Source organism: Streptomyces kryoterrae (genome assembly GCF_054072135.1).
Genome location: NZ_CM133358.1, coordinates 10052415 through 10071720, shown reverse-complemented (window position 1 = coordinate 10071720; position 19306 = coordinate 10052415). Strand labels below are relative to the sequence as shown.

19 protein-coding genes and 1 pseudogene are annotated in these 19306 nt (G+C 70.3%); 10 read left to right on the top strand and 10 right to left on the bottom strand.

The features are described 5' to 3' along the window. Positions 1-407: 407 nt before the first annotated feature. On the bottom strand, positions 408-1016 hold the full coding sequence (locus tag ACW4TU_RS44925; RefSeq protein ID WP_371572151.1) for a hypothetical protein: 609 nt from the start codon (positions 1014-1016) through the stop codon (positions 408-410). 1011 nt (positions 1017-2027) lie between these two features. Between ACW4TU_RS44925 and ACW4TU_RS44920 the strand changes: the two genes are divergently transcribed. The 6 genes from ACW4TU_RS44920 (at position 2028) to ACW4TU_RS44895 (ending at position 9043) form a co-directional block, all read left to right on the top strand. Beyond that, positions 2028-2297 carry a hypothetical protein gene (locus ACW4TU_RS44920; protein ID WP_457423302.1) on the top strand — a complete coding sequence of 90 codons (270 nt, stop codon included), beginning with the start codon at positions 2028-2030 and terminating at the stop codon, positions 2295-2297. Between the two features lie 12 nt (positions 2298-2309). Further along, positions 2310-3467, top strand: a complete 1158-nt coding sequence (locus tag ACW4TU_RS44915) for a helix-turn-helix domain-containing protein (protein ID WP_457423300.1) — start codon at positions 2310-2312, stop codon at positions 3465-3467. Positions 3468-3604: 137 nt separating this feature from the next. Then, positions 3605-4936, top strand: coding sequence for a DNA-binding protein (locus ACW4TU_RS44910; protein ID WP_457423298.1), 1332 nt, complete (start codon positions 3605-3607; stop codon positions 4934-4936). Positions 4937-5109: 173 nt separating this feature from the next. Then, positions 5110-5874 (top strand): TnsA-like heteromeric transposase endonuclease subunit, encoded by a 765-nt coding sequence (locus ACW4TU_RS44905; RefSeq protein ID WP_457423296.1) that lies wholly within the window; start codon positions 5110-5112, stop codon positions 5872-5874. After that, entirely contained in the window at positions 5871-7973 is a 2103-nt protein-coding gene (locus ACW4TU_RS44900) for a Mu transposase C-terminal domain-containing protein (protein WP_457423294.1), read from the top strand. Before ACW4TU_RS44905 ends, ACW4TU_RS44900 begins: the two co-directional genes overlap by 4 nt. Before the next feature lie 101 nt (positions 7974-8074). Beyond that, positions 8075-9043 carry a TniB family NTP-binding protein gene (locus ACW4TU_RS44895; protein WP_457430616.1) on the top strand — a complete coding sequence of 323 codons (969 nt, stop codon included), beginning with the start codon at positions 8075-8077 and terminating at the stop codon, positions 9041-9043. Positions 9044-9343: 300 nt separating this feature from the next. Here ACW4TU_RS44895 and ACW4TU_RS44890 read toward each other — a convergent pair whose 3' ends face one another. The 3 genes and pseudogenes from ACW4TU_RS44890 to ACW4TU_RS44880 all read right to left on the bottom strand — a co-directional run. Further along, on the bottom strand, positions 9344-9487 hold the full coding sequence (locus ACW4TU_RS44890; RefSeq protein WP_457423292.1) for a hypothetical protein: 144 nt from the start codon (positions 9485-9487) through the stop codon (positions 9344-9346). 226 nt (positions 9488-9713) lie between these two features. Continuing rightward, positions 9714-10223 (bottom strand): hypothetical protein, encoded by a 510-nt coding sequence (locus ACW4TU_RS44885; protein ID WP_457423290.1) that lies wholly within the window; start codon positions 10221-10223, stop codon positions 9714-9716. Between the two features lie 186 nt (positions 10224-10409). Continuing rightward, positions 10410-10622 (bottom strand): annotated as a pseudogene (locus ACW4TU_RS44880) (hypothetical protein); the annotation flags it as partial. A gap of 421 nt (positions 10623-11043) precedes the next feature. On the opposite strand from ACW4TU_RS44880, the gene ACW4TU_RS44875 reads away from it, so the two are divergent. Beyond that, positions 11044-11391, top strand: a complete 348-nt coding sequence (locus ACW4TU_RS44875) for a hypothetical protein (RefSeq protein WP_457423288.1) — start codon at positions 11044-11046, stop codon at positions 11389-11391. Here ACW4TU_RS44875 and ACW4TU_RS44870 read toward each other — a convergent pair. The 6 genes from ACW4TU_RS44870 to ACW4TU_RS44845 all read right to left on the bottom strand — a co-directional run bounded on the left by ACW4TU_RS44870 (position 11388) and on the right by ACW4TU_RS44845 (position 14320). Continuing rightward, positions 11388-11549, bottom strand: coding sequence for a hypothetical protein (locus ACW4TU_RS44870; RefSeq protein WP_457423286.1), 162 nt, complete (start codon positions 11547-11549; stop codon positions 11388-11390). The genes ACW4TU_RS44875 and ACW4TU_RS44870 overlap by 4 nt on opposite strands. A 69-nt stretch (positions 11550-11618) precedes the next feature. Further along, positions 11619-12419, bottom strand: coding sequence for a nucleoside 2-deoxyribosyltransferase domain-containing protein (locus ACW4TU_RS44865; RefSeq protein WP_457423284.1), 801 nt, complete (start codon positions 12417-12419; stop codon positions 11619-11621). A 147-nt stretch (positions 12420-12566) separates the two neighbouring features. After that, positions 12567-12845 (bottom strand): hypothetical protein, encoded by a 279-nt coding sequence (locus ACW4TU_RS44860; protein ID WP_457423282.1) that lies wholly within the window; start codon positions 12843-12845, stop codon positions 12567-12569. Positions 12846-12930: 85 nt separating this feature from the next. Continuing rightward, the gene (locus ACW4TU_RS44855) at positions 12931-13455 is read right to left on the bottom strand and encodes a hypothetical protein (RefSeq protein ID WP_457423280.1); all 525 of its coding nucleotides are present in this window, start codon (positions 13453-13455) and stop codon (positions 12931-12933) included. A gap of 3 nt (positions 13456-13458) precedes the next feature. Next, the gene (locus ACW4TU_RS44850; RefSeq protein ID WP_457423278.1) at positions 13459-14088 is read right to left on the bottom strand and encodes a hypothetical protein; all 630 of its coding nucleotides are present in this window, start codon (positions 14086-14088) and stop codon (positions 13459-13461) included. Further along, a complete protein-coding gene (locus tag ACW4TU_RS44845) occupies positions 14063-14320 on the bottom strand; it encodes a hypothetical protein (protein ID WP_457423276.1) in 258 nt (85 codons plus the stop codon). Before ACW4TU_RS44845 ends, ACW4TU_RS44850 begins: the two co-directional genes overlap by 26 nt. A 770-nt stretch (positions 14321-15090) precedes the next feature. Here ACW4TU_RS44845 and ACW4TU_RS44840 point away from each other — a divergent pair. The 3 genes from ACW4TU_RS44840 (at position 15091) to ACW4TU_RS44830 (ending at position 19241) form a co-directional block, all read left to right on the top strand. Next, positions 15091-15963 carry a hypothetical protein gene (locus tag ACW4TU_RS44840; RefSeq protein WP_457423274.1) on the top strand — a complete coding sequence of 291 codons (873 nt, stop codon included), beginning with the start codon at positions 15091-15093 and terminating at the stop codon, positions 15961-15963. Between the two features lie 599 nt (positions 15964-16562). Continuing rightward, positions 16563-16901, top strand: a complete 339-nt coding sequence (locus ACW4TU_RS44835) for a hypothetical protein (RefSeq protein ID WP_457423272.1) — start codon at positions 16563-16565, stop codon at positions 16899-16901. Positions 16902-17648: 747 nt separating this feature from the next. Next, positions 17649-19241: a RecQ family ATP-dependent DNA helicase gene (locus ACW4TU_RS44830; protein WP_457430615.1), complete on the top strand. Its 1593-nt coding sequence runs from the start codon at positions 17649-17651 to the stop codon at positions 19239-19241. Positions 19242-19306: the final 65 nt, after the last annotated feature.

Below are 19306 nucleotides of genomic sequence, written 5' to 3'. Positions count from 1 at the left end.
AGAGTCGTCGGCCGGCTGGAGTGCGCCGAGCGCGGAAGCGTCGAGGAGCAGCGCGGTGCTGCTGCCGGGCAGCGGGGGAAGGTCTCCCTGTTGCCGTGCGGTGGGCAGTTGGCCGAGCGCCAGGAGCACCGGCCGGTCCGCACGGGGAAGGCGCTGCAGGTCGTCCTCCAGTTCGCGCTGGTCGGATGTGGTGCGCAGGTAGATGAACCGGCGCGGTGTGCGGGGTCTGCCGGGCCATTCGAGGACCATGTCGGGGACATGGGTGTGGTTGAAGAACTCGGTCTTGGTGACGGTGGCGCCGGGGTCCATGCGGCGCAGGTGCCGGGCGACGATGTCTTTGAGCCGGGTGAACATCATCCGGTCGTCGGGCTCGTCCATGGCCTGGGAGATCGACTGTTCGACGATGTTCACCACGAGCCCTCTCTGCGGGTGAGTTCGGCGGCGACGATGGCTGCCCAGTCCTTGAGCGGCAGGAGAGTTTCCTGCTTGTCCGAGAGCACGATCAGCCACAGGCGTGCGGCGACCGACTGGGCGAGGTCAACGTCCAGGAGTTTTCGGGCTTCCTCGGGGTCGCTGGTGCCGAAAACGCGGCTGCTGTGCTGAAGGACCGCGGTCTCCACCTGGCCGGGTGAGTTGAGGGTGGACCAGGAGTTCGCGCGGAAGGGTGCCCAGGTGATCCACATGAAGTGGTCGCTGAGGTGGTGCTGGGCCTGGGCAGCTACGTAGCACTTGGCGAGGAACTCGTCGAACTGGGTTCCCTGGTCGCTGGGTTGCGCGTAGTTCTTGACCTCCGCGCAGAACATGTCGTTCTGGTAGGGGTCACCGCGCATGGCGCCCCCCAGATCGAAGGAGAACGTCCGGCCTCCGTATGGCCAGGACAGAGTCAGCCGGCGACCGCAGGACTCCGAGTCCGTGTTCGCGTACGCGCCGAAGATGCGCATCGTGCCCTCGAGCCACTGCTTGGCTCTGCGGGCCCCCGAGAAGCCCTTCACCTGAGCATCTTCGCCAACCACCACAGGCGTAGCTTAGTGCGATCGGATCATCACGATGCGCTCGAACGGGCCAATCCCCGCCACAGCAACGTCCGCAGGCTCCAGAAAAGGGACACCCACGGCCTGGAGAAGCAGCAGACGACGGGCCCAGGACTGGACGGCTACTGCGAAAACACCCGCCCGGATCGGCGAACACGAGACCGTGGTGGAGTGACCCATCGAGGCGCCAGACCCAGGTGAATGCCGAGCTTGGTGTGCCAGACCAGATTCGCCACGCGTCCTCCCCCTCAAAGGACATGCTCGTTTCTCACGGTAAGGCCCGGCACAGATAATCCGGCAGACCGCGCCACGAGATCGGCGTGCGGAAATGATGGCCGACAGATGACCGCGCCCTGGCCCGGAACCGCTTCAGCTGCCTACAGAGGCGGTGCGCGGGTGGGGAAGACACCGGCGGCCGAGGCGCCATCGCACGGAGGTACAACACAGGGCCGTGAGTACGACGAAGGCCGGCGCCCGTGAGAGGGCGCCGGCCTGGTGCGGGCAGCTCACGCGCCAACGTGGATCTGCCGGGTGTCCCTGCCGCGTCGGTTGCAGCCAGTAGCAGTTCAAGGACGTTCGCGGGCCGGATAGAACCGGCCTCGTCGCGTTCTGTGGCCCACCATCACTCATAGACAGGAGCCGCGGCAAGCCGAGCATGGACATGGATGAACCATCCCGGCGCCTGAGGCGAGCGGCCAGGGCGGTGGCGTCGCCGCAGCGCTGTTCAGGCACCGGCACGACACCGGGGCGGGGCCCGAGGGGCAAGACCGCTCCTTTGGACACCACCGAGCCAAAAAACAGTCATTTCACCAGTACGGGGCATTGCGGTCGGCGATCACTCTGCGGGAACAGGCCCGGGACTGAAATGATGGAGGCATGCCCGGCACGGACGACGACGCCAATCGCCCCTGTGCTTACGGGACTTGCAGCCAGTAGCACTTCACCCCGCCCCGGTCCACCGCGCCTTGGCGCCGGGGCGCACCGAGAGGACTTCGCATGCCGACCGACACTGCCCCCGCGCCCCGCACCGAGCCCGGCCAGACGGACCCCCCGCTCCGGTTCGGCGCGCCGCAGGCGTTCACCGCCGTCTCCTTTCCCGTCCTGGGCGTTGCCCTGCACGTCACCGGGATGCCCGTACAGGACATCTTCGTCCTGCTGGGAGGCTGCGGCGCCCTGGGTGCCGCAGCGGTCATGGCCGCCGGTGGAGGCCGCCGCCGCATGGCCTCGCTGGCCGGCGCGATGCTGCGCGCCACCGCCGGGAAGTAGGCGAGGCTCCGCATGGGACGCAAGGACAAGCCCGTCGACCACAGCCGGCCCGCGCGCGGACGGCTGGCCGAACACCTGCGCAGTTGGCGGGAGGCGGCCGCAATCACCTACACGACACTGGCCAGCCGCACCGGGCTGTCGCCGGCCACACTGAAGCGGGCGGCCTCCGGGACCGTGGTGGCCAAGCGCGCCACGGTCGAGGCTTATGTCACGGGCTGCGGCGGCAGCCAGGAAGCCGTGGAGGCGGCGGACGAGTGGTGGCGCCGTGCCCGTGTCGAGGAACGTGGCCGTCTGGCTCAGCTGCATGCCCCGCGGCCCGAACTCATCGCGGACGCGGCCGACTTGAGCAGAGCGCTGGAGGCGGTGTGGGAACAGGCCGGAGTGCCGAGCCTGCGGGAGATCCGGGAGCGCTCGGGCAACCCGCTCGCACTGCCGGTCAGCAGCGCGGCCCGCATCGTCAAGCGTCACGCCATTCCCGCCGATGAACAGCAGCTCCAGGCGTTCCTGACCGGTTGCGGCATCCCGCCCCAGCGGCACATGCCATGGCTGACTGCCTTCAACAAGATCATCAATCTCTCCCCCGCCGCCACGGTGCAGGAACTGGTGGACACCTCGACCGCACGGCAGCAGGCCATCCGCCGGCGGCAGCGCAGCCTGGAAGCGGTGCATGCTGCACGCCAGATGCAGGGGCAGGAACAGGCACTGGCCGATCAAGTCGGCAGCACCTCTTGGAGGCGGCTTCTCGAGCTGCTGCCGGACGCGACCACCGAGCAGATCATCGCGAGCGGATTTCGGGACCATCTGGCAGCAGAAGCCGCCCGCAACGGCACGAGCGCACAAGGCTTCAAGTCCTGGCAGCCGGACTTCTTCCTGGAGCACGACGGCAAGCACGTGGTGTTTGAGCTGAAGAGTACGTCCAGCCCCAACAAGCCGGGGCCGCAAGCCGGCGGAGCGGTGAAGGCACCGCGCGGGCCGTCGGGCGACGGCAGCCACCCCACCGTGCGCAGGGAACCAGGCCGCGGCCCCGGGCTGCCCGCCGGGTCCCGCGGCCACGCGGCCCCCTCCACGCAGAATGCGGCCGCGGACCTGGGCGGGGCGGCGCCGGATCCTGCGGCCACCTGGTGCCTTCTGTGCCAGGAGCATGCCCACGCCGCACGCCGTGCTGCCTGAGCCAGCCAGTGGCCAGCCCGCCCCATCGCCACCGGAAGACCGAGGCCGAAGTGGTCAGCTCACGCCTGTACAACGCTCCCCGTCCATCGGGGATCTTCCGTGTCGCCCCCTTCGAGAGGGAGACGACATCCTCACTAATGGGGCGCGTCGCACATCGCTACGGGCTGCGGGCCAAGGACCTGCGGTCGTGCTGGCAGTGGCGGAACTACCCGCCCACGTACGACGGCGGGGGCGCGCGGGCCGACGCCGAGGTGCTGCTGAACACGCCCGGAGGACAGCTACTGGCGAGCCTGTGCGGCGTCACCGAAGAGGTCCTGGCGCGGGCGTTGCCGTCCTGGCACCAGGAGGACGCCAAGTTGTCGGCCGGAAGGGACGGGGTGCCGGCGGCGGCGTGGCGGACCGGCGGCGCGGTCGCCGGGCCGGTGGCGTTCGGCTGCCGCCTGTGCGCGGCCCGGCGCACGGGGACGGTCGTGCGGGTGGTGCGGTACACGCCGCGCTGGGAGCGGGTGTGTGTCGGGCACGGGCGGTGGCTGATGGACGCGGACGCCGACCAGCCTCTTGAGTATCTGGACGTGCGGGGCGTGCCGGAAGTGACTGCGGCGCAGCGGCGGTGGACGGGTGTGGCGCGGCGGGCGGTACGCGCTGGTGCGGAGCCGGAGAGGGTGTTCGCGCTGGCTTATGCGGTGGTGGCCCGGTGGTGGGAGCAGGCTCTGCACTGGGAGCGGGAGACCATCTGGCCGGGGCGGCTGCACCAGGTCGCGGGTGGCAACGCCGGGACGGAGCTGGAGCGGTGGCGGATCGTGGGCCGGGACGCGGTCGTCTTCCCCGAGGTGGTGGCCGTCGCCGACGCACTGCTGGACCCCGCCATGGCCCAGCTGGTGTGGACGGACAGCGGGGCCGGGCGGCCACGGGCGCTGCCCGCCGACGGAATGTTCTGCCGCCGACTCGGCGAGCGGGTCGGGCGGGAGTGGCTGGGACCTGTGGCCGCCACCGACTACGGCGGCCCGCTGACCTCCTGGATGGGCGCCGTCATCCGTATCCGCCGCGGCGCCGGCGGACCACCCGGATACGACAACGACCCCTGGTGGCTGCGCCAGGAACACCAGCCCGCCACCATGGCCGGACAGCTGCGGGTGCTGGGCAAGGAGAAGAAGGCACCCGGCTCGGGAAGGATGTGGCGCGCGGTGGTGCCCGCCGAACAGCGCACGCTGATCACCCGGGCCATCGAGAGCGCCGAGGAGCAACTGCTCCAACTGCGCGGAGTACAGACCGGACCGACCGCCGACGTCGCCCAGCAGCTCCTGCGCACCCTCCGCCACAGCGCCGCCCTCATCGACAACGCCTGGAAGCGGACCGCCCTGGTGGCGGCGAACGCCGGGATGCCCCTGGAAGAAATCGCCCAGTGGGCGGGAATGCCCGCCGACACCCTGATGGACATGCTCGCGGCCGGCCAGGACGACGACGGCTGACGGATCGGCGGCAGCGTGCGGGCGGCCTCCGAGAGGGCTCGTCAACCGTTAGCGCACGCGGTACCCGTTCGTGGCAGGAATCCCGGAAAACACCCTGCCTGCACGCGGATACGGATTGTCTGAAGCAGGTGATCAACGGTGGTGCAACCGGGCCCGGGGGCCGGGCGAAGCGAGTGAAGGCGGATCGGGGCGCGGGGTACGAGGCGGTCTTCCTCGACCCGGTAGGGCAGGTGGTCCAGCAGCGGTGGGCGGACGCGGCCTTGGCGGTGGCCTTCGAGGACCTGCCGCCCGTCTCCGCGTTCCCGGCAGTGCCGGGGCGGCGGTGGGGGCCTGGGCTGTGGTGGTCGGCGACGACCGGACGGCACGTATCTGCCGGATCGAACGCGATGCGCATCCAGTTGATGGCCCTGGACCGCGACCCGGATGTGACCGCCCTGGCCGGGCGGCCGGTGCGGCTGCTGTGGCGCACCCCCCGCGGGCAGGTCCGCTCCTGGGTGCCGCAGCTCTTCGCCCGCTACACCGACGGCACCGCCCTGCTGGCCGACTGTCCCAGCCACCCCGACGCCGGCGGCGAACGCGCCCTGGGCGCCGCCCAGGCGGTAGCCGAGGCGTGCGCGCACATCGGCTGGACCTACCGGCGCCTGACACCGCTCGACGACGTCCTGGCCGCCAATCTGAAATGGCTGGCCGGCTACCGCCACCCCCGCAACCAGGGCAGGCCCGGTCTGATGACGGCATTCCTTGAGGCCTTCGCGCGGCCGCGGCCGCTGATCGAAGGCGCCCAAGCAGCCGGCGACCCGATCGAGGTCCTCCCCGCCGTCTTCCACGCCCTGTGGCACAGACAGCTGACGACCAACCTGGATACGCCGCTGCACGAACGCGTCCTGGTCAGCCCGTGCGGCTGGAGCGGCCTGGACAAGACGGACGGCGCCGGGTGAGCGCGCGGCGCAATGCCCGGCCTGCGGTGAAGGTCGGGGCGCATGTCCGCTTCCGTGGCGTGAAATGGCAGGTGGTCGCTCTGGCCGGGCAGGACATCCACCTTCTCGGTCCGGACGGCGGCGGTGAGGCCGTGCTCGCCGGGCACCTGTTCGCCGACCCCGGCTTCACCGTCATCGGGGCCGACGTGCCCCAGGCGGCCCCGCAGTGGGGGCTGTTCGAGAGCGCCCCCGCCGCGGCGCGCGAGAAGGCGCTGGCCTGGCAGCGGCACGTCAGGGAAGTCGAATGCGGCCTTGCCGGCGGGCCCGGCAGCGAAGGGGCGGTGCGGCCGCAGTACGACCCCGAGCAGCACACGCTGGCCGAGCGGGAGCAGGCCAAGGCCCAGGAGCTGACCGCGCTCGGCTTCGGCCGCGTCTCGCGCACCACGGTCCAGCGCATGCGGCTCGCCTACCGCAAACAAGGCCTGTGGGGGCTCCTCGACCACCGCAGCACCCGTGCCCCCAGCCCCACCGGGCGGGCCGACGAACGGGTCGTCGCCGCCGTCCGCGAGGCGCTGCGCCGACGGCGCGGCCGCTCCAGGGGCACCATCAACGGCCTGTTCCCCCTGGTCAACCAGATCCTTCAGGACCGGCACGGCCCCAACGCCGTGCCGACGCCGTCCCAGGCCACGCTGTACCGGCTCGTCACCACCCTCGCCCGCCCCGGCGAACTGCCCAGTGGCCCCGTCCGACAGACCTCCGCCAGCTTCGACGGACGCGCCTTCACCCCCACCACGGCACTGCGGCCCGGCGAGCAGGTCCAGGTCGACACCACTCGCCTGGACGTCCTGGCCCTCTTCGACGACGGCACCCTCGCCCGCCCCGAACTCACCATCGCCATCGACGTCGCCACCCGCGCCATCCTCGCCGCCGTGCTGTGCCCCAGCGCGACCAAAGCCGTCGACGCCGCCCTGCTGCTGGCGGAGATGGCCGTCCCGCACCCCGCCCGCCCCACCTGGCCCGACATCCTGCGCATGGACCACGACCGGGCACTCCCCCACCAGCTGCTGGCCACGCTGGATGAGCGTCTGGCCAGTGCGGCGGCCCGGCCGGTCGTCCTGCCCGAGACGATCGTCGTCGACCGGGGCAAGGTCTTCGTCTCCCGGGCGTTCACCGCCGCCTGCGAAACCCTCGGCATCAGCGTCCAGCCCGCCCCGCCGTTCGCCCCCACCGCCAAAGGCATCGTCGAGCGCGCCTTCGGCACCATCAACCACCTGTTCTGCCAGCACCTGCCCGGCTACACCGGATCCGACGTCACCCGCCGCGGCCCCGACGCCGAACAAGAGGCCTGCTACAGCGTCCCCCACCTGCAAGACCTCCTCGACGAATGGCTCGTGCATTACCACCACCGCCCCCACGAAGGCCTGCGCCACCCAATGATGCCCCGCAAAGCCCTCACCCCCAACCAGATGTGGGCCGCGCTGATCGCCGTCGCCGGATACGTCCCCGTCCCGCTGACCGGCCACGACTACCTCGAGCTGCTGCCCGTGCGCTGGCAGGCCATCACCGCCTCCGGCATCCGCATCCACCACCGCACCTACGACGCGGACCTCCTCGCCCCCCACCGCGGCCAGCCCTCCCCGGTCGCCGGCCGAGGCGGGAAATGGGAGATCCACCACAACCCCCACGACGTCCGCCAGATCTGGGTGCGTCTACCCGACGGCGAACTCACCGAAATCCCGTGGATCCACCGCGACCACGTCCACCAGCCGTTCAACGACCGCACCTGGCAGCACATCAGAACCCTCGCCCTGCACGGCAACCACGGCGATACAGAGCAGTACGAGGCCGACCTCGCCGACGCCCTCGACCAGCTCATGCGCCGCGTCCACAGCGGCCACGCCACCAAGACCGAACAGGCACTCGTGGCCCGCACCACCGCCACTGCCCTGCCCTCAGCCCGCCGACCAGACCACGACACCAGCCAGGGCGCCGACGACCCAGCGTGGGACGAGGACGACAGCATCGACGACCTCGACGACCTCCCCGACGACGACACCCCTCCCGCCGCGGCCACCGGATTCGGGCTCTACGACGCACACGAGGAAGCCGACAAATGGTGAACACCAGCCCACACCCCACGGGGCAGGACCCGACCAGCACACCAGCCGGCACGCGCCACGACAGTGCCGACAGCGGCGGGGCGGCCGCACCGCCGTGGCCCCTGACGACCTGGCAGGGCTGGCACCGCTTCGCCACCACCGACCCGCCCGCCCCGCCCCAACCCGGCCAGCCGCCCCGCAGCACCGACGAACGCCTCGCCTACCACTCCGCGTTCGTCACCATCCGCACCCCCGCGATCAGCGAACTCGCCACCCAGGTCCGCACCCTGATGATCCTGGGCCGCCACCAACAGGCCACCGCACGGCCCTCACTGATCGTCACCGGACCCGCCGCAGCCGGCAAAACCACCGCCCTCCTCCACGTCGGCCGCGCCTGCCACCTCGCCCACACCCGCAAAAACCCCACCCCGCCCGGATCAGCACACGCGGCGGTACCCGTCGCGTACGTCCTCGTCCCGCCCGGCGCCACCGCGAAAACCCTCATCACCGAATTCGCCCGCTACCTCGGCATCCCCACCACCACCCGCATGACCCAGACCCAGATCACCGACGCCGTCTGCCACACCTACACCGCCGCCGGCATCCAACTCGTCCTCATCGACGAAATCCACCGCCTCAACCCCCGCACCACCACCGGCGCCCAAACCGCCGACCTCCTCAAAGACCTCACCGAACGCCTCCGGGCCACGTTCGTCTACGCCGGCATCAACCTCCCCGACACACCCCTCTTCACCGGCGTGAGAGGCGCCCAACTCGCCGGACGCGCCACCCTCATCACCTGCGGCCCCCTCCCCGCCCGCCACGGCCAACACCAACCCTTCCGCGACGTCATCACCGACATCGAAAACAACCTCGACCTCCACCACCACAAACCCGGTACCCTCCCCCGCCACACCCCCTACCTCCACCAACGCACCGCCGGCCGCATCGGATCCCTCACACGACTCATCCGCCAAGCCGCCATCACCGCCATCCACGACGGCACCGAACGCATCACCAAGCAATCACTCGACACCATCCGCCTCGACCACCTCGCCGAGCAACACCACCGCCCCACCCGAAGCCGCTAACACCCCACCCATCAGCCAGTACCAGCCCTGACCAGCACAAACCCAAGCCGGGCCTTTTCACGCTAGAGCTACCTTCAACGAACCCAGCCCCGCTCAGCACACAAGACACAACCCCAGCTCACACACCCAAGCCTCCCCACCGAAGCCGCCCACCTCGCCTCTCAGCAAACCAGCAACACACCAGGCCAGCCGCCACTCCGTACACCAACCAGCCCCCCTCCAAGCGTCAGCTGCTCGTGGTTCCCGCCGCGTGGGTCCATGGCATCTCCCGCGTGTCCGGTCAGGTGTGCGGGCTCGTGGTCAGGCGTCCGGGGCGATGATCTTGATCCCGCTGCTGAGGTGCGGGCGGACCGTGTACTCGCCATCCGGAGACGGCCGGTGCGGTCCCCCGTCCTCGGTCTCGCTCACGCCGATGACGGGCCAGAAGATGCCTTCCCCGTCCATGACCCAAGCGGCAATGGGCGCGGTGTACGGCGCGAAGGGCCCGAACGATCGGCCTGCACCTGCCGCCGGATGGCCTCCACTGCGGGCAGGATTCGCCTGGGATGGTCACGCAAGGCGATGTCGAGACGAAGCAGTGCCCGTCGGATGGGATCGGGCTGCCGTGCGAAGGGCGCGGTGCGCGCGACGGAGGGGGTGACGGTCACGATCGCCCGCTCCACCGAAGCGGTCACCTGCTGCGCCGCAGGGGCCGACGTGCGGACGGCGACGGGCTGGTCGTGTGAAGCAGGCTCTCGGGGGTCAGGACGACGTCGTCCAGGCTTCCCCAGGTGGTGCCCTCGCCGGGGAGCTCGGTGCCGAACCGCATGGTGCGGCCGCCCCCGGGGCGGTCGTCGAAGCGGATCCGGTGAACGTAGCCGCGCTGGGCAAGCGCCCCCGGGGTCATGAGTACGCCGGGCCCCAGGATGGTCTCCCATGCGTCATTGTCCCGGGCGACGGGCCGGTTACGGTCGAGGTGGACCAGGAGTGACCGCCCGTCCTCCAAGCCGATCATCACAGCGGACCCGAGAGGCTCGGGGTAGGTGAACTCGGCAGCGATGCCGAGCTCTCGCAGCCAGGACGCCAAGTGGGCCTTGGAGAAGAGACGGTCGGCGCTGTCCTTGCCGCGTTCCCTGCGCCCGCACCTATGGTCGCAGTCGACGCTTCGGTGTGGGCGAAGTGGCAGATCTTGCCGGTGCACCGCCTGGTCATGAGCTGACGGCCACAGCCGCCCTCGAACATGGTGCCGCACCAGATGGTGACGTTCTCGTGCTCACGCCAGAAGGCATCCAACTCCTCAGGAGTTTCGGGACACAGAGCCGGCTCGTCAGAGTCCGGGCTGCCGACATCCGACCTGTCCAAGGATGCTGGTCAGACCGATCAGGATTCACCCGCCTCGCCTGGCCGGCCGTCTGGGCCTTGTACGGCCCGCCTCACCGGGACGCGGGTCGTACAAGGCCCTGCCTCCCGGGCCGAACCGCCCCAACTCGGTCTGCAGAGAGACGCCGGTGTCGATCTCATCCGGCGTCCAGCCGGTGACTTTCAGGAGAAGCCCGTCCAGCGGCCCACCCGTCAGCTCCACATAGACCTGCCCCGGCCGCGCAGCAACTGCTCATCGTCGCCGTTCATCCGCTCACCCTCCCAGCCGTCACTGACAGTGCGTCCCGAGGGGACTGGGTGGCCGCTCTCCGGCCGCCGCACCGGCGGGCGGCCCCGGCGCGGCGGCCCCGCCCGGCGCGCAACTGGCGAGCGCGCCCCGATCCCCGGCAGCGTCCGCCCATCCCGCCCTCCCTCACTCCTCAACTCCAGCCAGGGACAGGGGCAAAGCGGCCGCAACGGGGACGTCAGGGCCCCAACCACACCCGCACGATGGGGCTGACCTGCACAGACGCGGCAACGTCGGGACACCGCGCGCAAGAGAAGACGCAAGAGATCGTGCAGGAGAAGGCGCACGGGTGGGTGCACGAGATGGTGCCGCGCGGCAGACCGGAGCGCGGTTCGAACAGCAGTACCTTTGGCTCGTGGCAGCCTCGTACGACTTCCCCCAGGACCTGACCGACGCGCAGGACGACCTCCGTCAGGTCCGCGCCGAACTGCACACCCTCTACCAGCGGGTGCAGTGGTCGGCCGAACCGCTGGACGCCTGGGAGACGCACGAGAACGCCTGGCGTCCGGCGTCCCGCCCCGCCTCCCTCGGCTGGGACACTCAGGACGCGGCGGAGATGGCCCGGCTACGGGCGCGGAAACTCGAACGCGCCACGGCGATCGTCACGCACGCGTACTGGAGCGAGTTCACCGCGGCCGACGTCCTCGCGGCCCGTACCGCGCTCAAGCATCACACGCCCGAGACGGCCGACGCCGCCAACTAAGCCGCCGACCGCTCGCTCAGCCGGTCGGCCGTCGCGCGCACGACCAGGTCCAGGACGTCGTCCAGGGCCAGGCGCAGGGCCCGCCCGTCCTCGGACACCGCGCGACTGGGGGAATCCCGCACGGCCGCGCACCGCGCCCCGACCACAGCGAGCCGCACGCGCACGATCCCGGGCCGGCCACGCGCAGCCCGGTGAGGACGACCAGGACCTGCGCCCAGTCCTGGGGATCAGGCGCGGGTGGCGGGGGTGGCCGGCAGCAGCGCCGCAGCAGCCCGGACGGTAGCGTGCAGCGAGTCGTGGACGGTCACGTCCGGGCGGGCGAGCCGCAGTTGCTCGACAACGTCCAGGAGGCGCGGGTAGTCCGGGTGCGCGCCGACCGCCAGGCGGGTACCGCGGGCGGCATGCGACCCCAGCTCGTACAGGGCGATGGGCTGGATGGCCTCCGCGCAGAACCAGAAGAGGATCACGTCGGCGACCCGCAGGTGCTCGTACTCCCACGTGGTCTGCTCCCGTGTGGCTTCGGCCTCGCCGACGGGGAACACGGCGCGTCGGGGGTTGATGACGACTGCCGGTGAGCCGATCGCGTCCAGCTGCAGGACGGCCCGGCACTGCCAGTCGGGGCATCCGGTGATCCCACCGCCCAGGAAGACCGACGGGGCGTCCCCGCTGTAGGGGGCGGGGGCCTCGATGTAGCGCAGGGAGCGGGGCGGCAGCAGCGGGAACCCGTCGACGGCGATCGCGTCCAGCAGTTCCCGTATGAGCGTCTGGGCATCGGGACTGCCGGAAGGGTAGGCGCGCAGCGCGGGGGCCAGCCTCCAGGCACCGAGCTCCGGGTGCGGGCGCAGCATCTGCTCGATGGACTCGGCACTCAGGACGCCGCCGGCGGCCAGTCCGTCCGGGCCTCCGTCGGTGCTCGCCTGCGCGGACAGGATCCGTGCCCGGTGTTCCTCGGTCGCCCCCGGCTTCCACCGGCCGTGCACGTAGTCGGCGGTCAAGGCGTCGGCCAGGAACTGCAGTTCATCCGTCACACCGGTCAGCGTACGAAATGGCGCACCCTGCGGATGGCGTTCGATGACGTGCTGCGCCGGATCGGGCGCTGCCCGGCCTGATGAGCCAGCGGTGCCTGGACGTCCGCCCTGCCCTGCCACTTCCAGCCGTGGAGGTCAGGAAGGTGATCAGGGACTGTCGCCGCCCCAGTCCCAGCGGGCCGGGTCGCCGGGGCGCGGGTCGTACAACGCCCTCCCACCAGGGCCGAAGTGCCCCAGCTCGGTCTGGAGGGAGACACCGGTGTCGATCTCGTCCTGCCTCCAGCCGGTGATGTCGAGCAGCAGCCCGTCCAGCGGCCCGCCGACCAGTTCGGCGTAGGCGCGGCCGGGGCGGGGACCTGGGTGAGGGTCGTCTGTGTCGTGACCGTAGACCCGGCCTCGCAGCAGCTGCTCGTCATCGCTGTCCATACCGTTCAGCCTTGCAGCCGCCACTGACAACGCGGGCTTGTCCAAGCGGTCCTGGGCAAGCCCGACGCTACCGGTGTGGCCCGGGTCAGGTCCGGAAGCGGGAGAACCAGCCGCCGGCCTTCTGGTCGGCGTGCGCCGCCTCCGTCCCCTGGCGCTCCTGCTCCTGGCACTCGCGTTCATCCGAGCGTGCCTGCTGCTCCGCTTCGAGTGTCCGGTACCTGCAGTTGTCGCACAGATGCGGGTGGCTGTCCCCGTGATCCCATTCGACCGCGGTGATGGCCTTCCACCGGTCATCGGTGAACTTCTGCCCGCAGTCCCCGCACACCGGGCGCTGCGCCTCACGTTCGGCGGCTTCCTGCGCTAGGCGGCGCCGCGCGTCTTCGGCGCGGCGGGCGAGGAAGGCATCCCGGCGGGGGTTGCCGATCGCGTCCCAGAGGTTCTGGTAGCCCTCGCGGCCGAAGCGCTGGAACGCGGGCCCGGCAGGGCGGTGCTCGCGCAGCAGCTCCAGCGTGGTCGCCACGATCGGCATCTTCCCGTCGTAGATGCGGAAGCCGCCTTCGGCCCACTGGCCCTGCCAGTGCTCGCGGGTGAGGTCGGCGACCCGCTCCATCTGCTACAGCGCGGACCGCTTGCCGACCTGGTGGAAGACGACCAGGACCGGCGGGTGCGTCGCGTCCCCCCACCCGAGATCGGGCGCGGACCATCGGGTGCGCCACATCGGCTTCTCGTGGCCGTCGGTGTCCTTCGCCCTGCGGTGGAAATGGCGCAGGTACTTGTCGAACTTGACCGCGATGACCGGGGCTTCCCCGGTGCAGTCGCCGGCCATGATGAACAGCAGCGACAGCCCGGCCTCCGGGGCAGTGAGGACGACGTCGGCCCACACGCCTCCCACGCCGGGGTTCTTCCACGTGCCCGTCGACGGGAGGGCGACCTCGGTGGCGTAGAAGGTGATGGTGCCGATCCCGTCAGGCGCATCAACGGCTGCCCGGGCGGCGACGGCTCCGGCCGGCTCACCGGCCACCAGGTCCAGATCGGGCTTCGGACGGATCATCGCGATCACCGTCTCGTTAACCGTCATCGCATGCGACGCACCCGAGCAGCCCGCGCTCTTGAGCATGCCGCCCATCTCCTCCAGCCCCCAGTCCAACTCAAGCCCGGCGGCGGACGCGAATCCGGGCCGGAGGCGCTGCAGGCGTACAGGAGGACCAAGTCGGTCGTCATCTCCCTCGGGTGCGGCCGCCATCGACGGACAGACCGTGCCTGCGCAGGTCGTTGAGCGCACCGCGATGAGAGGCGGTGCGCGCCTCCTGCCGTACGGCCGCCGTCTTCTTCGTGGTGTGCCGGTAAATCAGGTGCGGTGAGGACAGCCGCTGGATCTGATCCGCCGTCGCGGCCTTGAGCACCCCGAGCGCACGCAGCACATCGGCGCGCAGGCCGGTCGACGATCCCGCCTCGTTCGTCTTGCGCTTCGCCATCAGCCCCGCCCTCCCCTACGTCGCGACCGGCCACCAGCCGGGCGCCGCCCCCGCCCGGCCGCAGAGGGCACCAGGCGCGCCCTGAACCCGATGATCGCCTCCACCACTGACACCCCACCCCCACCTATTTCCCAGGGCCTGGTCAGTGAGAGGAGGCGAGAAGAGGGTCGTGACGACGCGTCGCCGCACCGAAAAGCCGTCGTGTACTGGGGAAATGTCATGATCGCCGGTGCCGGGCACGGAAGTGGGTACGGCAGTGGGATCGCAAGCGCCGACGGCAGGAGACTGCGGCGACTTGCCCGGCCGACCAACCTTCCCGGCGCTGGGCACGCGGTTCCCCGGTCGGCGGTGCGGTCAGGGTACGGCGGGCGCCTGATGTCGGTCATCATCCCCGGTCTCCTCCTTGTGCGTTGGCGTCCTACACCGGCCTGTGAGGCCAGTGGGGCACCCACGCCGAAGAGAGCGCCGATGGCTCGGTGGCTGCTGCATGCCCCTCCTGCGGGCGCGTGGCGGCCATCGTGCACACCCACCCCCTGTCCGCGACCTGTTCGTGGCTGGCAGCGACGGTGGTCAAGGAGAAACACCCGCCCCGGCAGCCCGTGTCCACTCGCCAGGGGGTCGTGGTCGGGCCGACCACGACCCCCTGGCGAGTGGTTCATCCGTAAGAAACCGCCCTGGGCGCGTGTTGTGCGTCCCGCGCCCGGAACAGACCGTCACGATTCAGCTCCGCCAGATATGCAGCCGGTGCCGAGCTGTCACCATCAGCTGCTATGACCACACCCGTAGCGCCATCCCCCATCGCCCCCGATACCTGCCTTTTAGGCACCGACGGCGTCGACTGGAACCCCATAGCCTCCGCAGAGTCGATGAGCGCCTTCTGTGGCATCCTGGCCGGCTTCGTCTTCGCCGGCCTGGTCACCGTCATCGGTCAGAAGAACCCAAGCAGCGGAGACGGCCACGCCTCACGGGGCCTGAAGCTCCTTCTCTCCTGTTTCATCGGCCTTGCCATGGCGTCGTACCTGTACGCCATCACGTCCGGGGAGTTGGTGTGCACCCGCGCCATCACGGAACAGTTGTTCGCCGGGGCCATCCTCGCCGCGGGCGCTCTGATGGTGATCGTCGCGCTTGCCTGGCTTCTGCCGGCCTACGATCGCAACAAGAACGGCGAAGTCCGCTACTTCCGGGGGCTGATCCAGTTGTCGGCCCAGTTCTCGATGCTGATGCTCATCGTGTCTACCAACGCATTCAACAACTCCGTGCTCCAACGACACGTTCCCGGATGGGCCACCACGCTCGTCATCGTCGGCGGCGTCGCCCTCATGGCGGCCGTCTCCTTCTTCTGGTGGAAGCCCCTTCCTCAAACACCGCCACCACCCGACCCGCTGCCCGGCGGAGTCATCGAGGCCGAATGGCCTGCGTACTGGCGGGACGAAATCGTGCTGGATCGCCGGGTGCGTCGCGCGTCCAAGACAGCCGTGACGGTAGGCGGTCTCCTGGCAGTGGCAGGCGGGTGGAGTGTCGGCGTTGCCTGGGAGCACTGGACGTCGATGCCACCCTGGGAGGCCTACACCCTGAGTGGACTCTCGCTCGTGCTTCCCTCACTCGTCATCATCACCACGGTGCGGTGCGCTCCACGAGCCTGACGGGGCTGCGCCCGACGACTGCACCAGATCAACTTCTGACACTGATGCGGCCAGTCCACGTTGGCAGGGATGGTGTTGGCGACTCCCGAGTGTCCAATCCGGAAACGGGTCTTCGGACGACTCGGGGAATGTCGAGACCAGCGCGTAGACGAACGAATCCCCCACCCAGGCCGGGGCCACGGGTGTGTCCTGCTGGCCGCGCTGGAGGAGTGGACGCGTGGGTGCGTCCCCAGCGCCATCTGGGCATCGCCAACACCATCATCCGGTTCACCAAGAACCGTCCTCCGGCAGGAAGCCGATGACAGCGCGACATCCTGAAGGCGACGCGCACTGAGTTACCTGGAGCGCGCCCTCACGGCGCACTCAGCCGTCGGTGTGCGACATCGGCGCGGGCGCACCGCCGGTCCCAGCCCTGCGCATCGTGGTGCGCTCGATGTGCCGTGCCGGTGCGGTACACATCCACCGCACCGGCCCTGCGCATCGTCAGTCCGCGCACGAATGGATCAGCGCGCAACCCGTTCTCGGTGATTGCGTCGCGAAGAGGGCATACCGCGACTCCCCCCACGGGTAGAAAGCCGGAAATGCCAACCGGGGGGAACATGGCAGACATCTGGACGATCGTCGCAGTCGCATCAGGAGTGGCCGGCAACGCCACCGCCGTCTTCGTGTCCATCGCGAGCCTCCGGCGAGCCGACTCCGCACTCACCCAGACCCGCGAAATCGCCGATCGACATCTTGCTGCAGAAGGCGACTACACCGGCGCGGCCACCAACATCGCCTGGCGCGAACAGATCATCAGCCTTCACGATCGAGGACTAAACCCCGACCAGATCCGGCGCATCATGCACCTCGAAGCCGGTGGCGAAACCTGGGAAGAGTCCGTCGGGCACATCGACGACATCCTCCGCGACATCCCACGCCACTCACACGGCGCCTGAGTCTGCGACCAGTCGCCGGAACCACTCGAGACCGTCCCGCAGGACATCCTCGGGACCCGAGTGGGCGGATCTTCTCACGCCCGCCGACCGGCGCGACCTAACCCCGCTGTTCTGGTCCCACGTCCAGATAAGAAGATGTGCGGAGAAGTGAACCTCGACATGGGTGCACGCCTGAGCCTCACCGCGGTCCACCGTGCCGGGTTCCCGGACGCCGCCGGACGAGGCGCTGCCTTCGCCGGTTGGGCAAAGCGGTAGCGTCGCTGCACGCTCTCGCAGAGTGAGCTCCGGATCCAGGATTGGCGCGCCACCCTGGCCCTTGATGGGCCGATCGATACAGATGGGGCGGTTTGCCTTGCTCGATGGGGTCATGGAGGTTGCGCGCGCCAGGGCGAGAAGCCGTTCCCGGGCGGTCTCCGCAAGCCGCGGCCGGGACTCCTTGCGTCGCGCAGATAGGCAAGGACGTGCTGGCCGTTCCCGGCAACACGGTCGAGGCAAAAGCCTCTGAAGGCAGTCGTGACGCTCGCGGGCCTGCCGCGACCGTGCCGTCGCAGTCCGCGCCTGGCGATCGGACTGCTTCGGGCCGGGGCGGGCACTAGACCCACCACCGCCCGTCCGGTTCCGCCCCGGTCGCGCGCAACCGCTTCGGGAGTCCCCTTGCCGATCAGCCTGTTCGTCGCCCGCCGTCTCCGCAGAGCCGCACGGGTGGCCTTCGGATGGGACGAGTTGCGTCCCGGCCAGCTCACCGCGATGAAAGCGGTCATGCGCCGCAGAGACGCCATGGTGGTGATGCCGACCGGCTCGGGCAAGTCGGCGGTCTACCAGGTGCCGGGCATGCTGCTCCCCGGTCCGACGCTCGTCGTGTCACCGCTGATCGCCCTCCAGCGGGACCAGATCGCCGGACTGCTGCGCAACAGCGGCCAGAGAGCCGTCGCCGTCAACTCATCGATGTCCAGGGCGCAGAACGAGCAGGCATGGGAGAGCGTGCGCGACCAAACGGCCCGGTTTCTCTTCCTCGCCCCGGAACAACTCGCCAAGCAGGACGTACTGGAGCGGCTGGCCGCGCTGAGACCGTCCCTCTTCGTCGTGGACGAGGCGCAGTGCGTGTCCTCCTGGGGCCACGACTTCCGGCCGGACTACCTCAGGCTCCGACAGGCCGCCGAGAGCATCGGGCGCCCTCCCATCCTCGCCCTCACCGCCAGCGCCGCCGCACCGGTGCGAGCCGACATCATCGAGCAGCTCGGCATGCGCAAGGCCCACGAGGTCGTGGCCGGGTTCGACCGGCCCAACATCCGCCTGGAGGTCACACACTTCCTGGACAACACGGCCAAACGGCGCGCCGTGGTGGAGCGGGCGGCGGCCGAGCCCAAGCCGGGCATCGTCTACGTCGCCACCCGCAAGGACGCCGATGCGTACGCCGCCGAGCTGAGCGAACTCGGCCTGAGCGCCGCCGCCTACCACGCGGGCAGCCGTTCGGCCGACCGCAGCGCGGTCCACGACCAGTTCCTCGGGGGCGAGTTGGACGTGGTGGTGGCCACCTCGGCATTCGGCATGGGCATCGACAAGCCCGACGTACGGTTCGTGCTGCACGCCTCGGTGCCCGGGTCCCTCGACGCCTACTACCAGGAGATAGGCCGGGCGGGCAGGGACGGCGAGCCGTCCCGGGCCATCCTGCACTACCGCGTCGAGGACCTGGGCCTGCAGAGGTTCTTCTCCACCGGCCGCCCGGACGCGGACACCATCGCCGACGTCTCCCGCCTCGTACGGGACCGTGCGACCCCGGTGACACCGACGGAACTCCAGGAGGAGACCGGCCTGTCCGCCGGCCGGCTGACCGCCGTCCTCAACCTCCTGGAGAGTGCCGGAGCCCTCACCACGGAACGCGGAAAGGTGGCCCCGGTCCCCGGCGCCGATGCGGAGGAAACCGCCACGCGGGCCGTAAAGTTGGGCCTCGCGCACGAGAGCATGGAACGCTCCCGGGTCGACATGATGCGCGGCCTGGCCGAGACCACCGGCTGCCGACGGCGTTTCCTGCTCGGCTACTTCGGCGAGCGCCTCAACTCCCCCTGCGGCAACTGCGACCGATGCGAACAGCGGCCCACCGGCGCCGAATCCGCAGTCGGCGGCGCCGTCCCTGGCCTGTCCCGCCCCCGGACCGCCTCACCCACGCGCCACGACCACCCGTTTGTGCCCGGCACCGCGGTCCACCACCCGCAGTGGGGTGACGGTGAGGTCCTCAGCGAGGAGGAGAACCGGATCACCGTCCTGTTCGCCTCGGTCGGCTACCGAACCCTGTCACTGCCGGTGATCCTGGAGAAGAACCTCCTCACAGCCGCTTCCTAGACGTAGGCCCGGCCGGCCCGCCGCAACACCGCATACAGCCCCGCGCTCACCACGAACCCGACGGA